Genomic DNA, 2,489 nt, shown 5'->3' with positions numbered 1-2,489 from the left:
CAACACCTATACGCAATGCCCTACGGGACACTGCGCATAGCCAAACCGTTACAAAACATTGCCCAACAAACTCAAAAATATATACATAATCCCCTCGTTATGATTTATATTAGCTCTTAAAAACACAAATTAAACTCAATGATTAACGCTTATCTATATGTTGATAATAAAAAATACAGATTACTTAATTTATTTTTTAACTTCAATCAAAGTTTAGGACCCAATAATAAACCTTGGGGAATTACACAAGGAGGACAATTACAACTAACCATACCTGCTGCGGATAAAGATCTGGAGCTATTAAATTGGACTATACATAGTACGATGCAAAAAAAGGGGCGGATTGAAATTATGGCTAGAGATGGTGCTAGTATAGGATTTAAAATGGAATTTGCTAATGCCTATGCCACTTCTGCAACTTACATATATCATTCCGACTCTCCAGAGCCCATGAATTATACTATAACTGTAACCGCAGGTATTCTTCGTATTAATGGTGATAATGATACTATACACAAACAGACTTGGGATGATGGTACTGCTTTTAATGAACAAGCTCCTTTGATTACTTCTCGAAAAGAAGAGAAAGAACCAAAACTAATAAAAGGATGGTGGACTAGCGATAGTGACGGGTGTAATCCCATTACAAACGCAAATCTTGGTGATTCCGTTTATTTCCACGTACAAACTAAAGACATTGAAATTGGACAACAAATCAATTGTCAATTATGGGAGTATGATCACTTTTTTGGAGTAGATTATTTAAATGTTGATGAAAATAAATTTCCAAAACACGAAATTAATAAAACGGCTACTGTACAGGAGATTGATGGTGATACTATAGCAACTGCTAAATTAGAACTAAAAGACAGTTGGACTAAAATGATTACCGATGATAATGGCGATCAATTAGAACTATATTGTAATGTCAGTTACAAAAATCTTAAAAAAGAATTACCAGCAAGTCGTAATGATGTACTTTTTGTTGGTTTTAATAAAAGAACACTTTATTTCAAAACACCCTTAGCTACTCATAATTTACCTGAATTTATCAGTTACAATGGAGACCCAATGCTACTTATGCAATTTAGCAAAGGCTTGTACGCAGGTGAAATAAAAAATAAAGTATTAGATGCTGCTACTGAAAAAGCAAACAAAGCCATAAAAAAAATCGCATTTACCAAACTTGAAAAAGGTTATATGGCAGACAATTTTGGCAAGGTATATAAAGGAGATCGATTAATACATGAGTATAAAAAAGTCTATAGTAATTCTGGTGAACTTTTTGAAAATCTTAAAAAAGGGAAAAACTTCGCTTACAAACACGAGGGACAAGCGCTAAAAACCACAAAAGGAATCAGTCAATATGATTATTTTTCAACCACAGGTAAAAGAGTAAAATTATTAGGTATGGTTAAAAACCTAGGAGACATCTTCGACATTTTTAACCTTACAAAAACTGTTAGTGAAGATTTAGACACCAATAAGCCTTTACCCTTAGATTTTGGACCACTATCACCAATTGCTGATTTAGCTGGAGCATTGATACAGGAACAAAAAGCTGAAATGGATATGGAATTGGAAGCTGATATTCAAAAAGAAATAGATTTAGCTAAATTGAAAGGTTTAGATGCTACTAGAAAAGCTATTGATACTTGGAATCATAATAAAAAGTATAATTGGCAATTGATGACAATTTCTAGTAAAACTGCTAATAAAATGTTACAAGGAGAATTTATGACATTTGAACAACTAGAACGTTTTGACTTGAATGACACAAGTAAAAAGTTTATGCAAATTTTATATAGGATTACTCAACATGGAAATAAAGAAGTTTATATAATCGAAAGTATATTTATAAATGAATAACGTAAAATTAATAGTATTGACTCTTTGGTTAGTTAGTTGTAACTCACAAAAATCCAATTTTTTTATTGAGCAATTAAACTCAACACAACCTATTATTATCTTAGAAAATGATGATCACGAAATAGTTAAACTTAATATTCCATTATTATTTGAAATTAAAAATAAATCAAAAATAAAAAAAATATCATTTTCATCAATTAGTTATAAAGATTTCGTTTCTAAAAGTATGTCAGCTAGTCTACTTTATAGTTTTATTAATGATTCTCTTCAGCAAATAACAAAAAGTAAATATAAATTTATAGATTCTAAAGAAACAAAAAAATACATTTTATATACACAACATTATTTAGATTCATTAGAAAAAAAAGAATTAGGCTATTTAAAAGAAAAAAGTATTAATCTAAAAATTAAGATTAGTGATGTTATTACTTTTAAAACAAAACATAAACAACTTTTAAAGCGCCTAACAAAAGGAGATTCAATTTATATTAGGGTTGAGGAAAATAGTGAAATAAAGACAATAAAGTACCCTATAAAAATTTAAGCAAAACATTTTGTAACAATTTGTATAATTCATAGCTACCCTAAAGGGATAGCTACGAAATCATACAATTAGCGTT

Annotated in this window: 2 protein-coding genes; both read left to right on the top strand. The window is 29.6% G+C overall.

Going from position 1 to position 2,489, the window contains the following annotated elements; all coding sequences use genetic code 11:
* Positions 1–138 precede the first annotated feature (138 nt).
* On the top strand, positions 139–1,869 hold the full coding sequence (gene tssD, locus GMC_RS21120) for a type VI secretion system tube protein TssD (protein WP_010521215.1): 1,731 nt from the start codon (positions 139–141) through the stop codon (positions 1,867–1,869).
* Positions 1,862–2,413, top strand: a complete 552-nt coding sequence (locus GMC_RS0105620; RefSeq protein WP_010521214.1) for a hypothetical protein — start codon at positions 1,862–1,864, stop codon at positions 2,411–2,413. The genes tssD and GMC_RS0105620 overlap by 8 nt, the downstream gene beginning before the upstream one ends.
* Positions 2,414–2,489 lie beyond the last annotated feature (76 nt).

It is taken from the genome of Aquimarina agarivorans (genome assembly GCF_000218485.1).
GTDB lineage: Bacteria > Bacteroidota > Bacteroidia > Flavobacteriales > Flavobacteriaceae > Aquimarina > Aquimarina agarivorans.
This window is presented reverse-complemented; position numbering and strand designations above follow the sequence as displayed.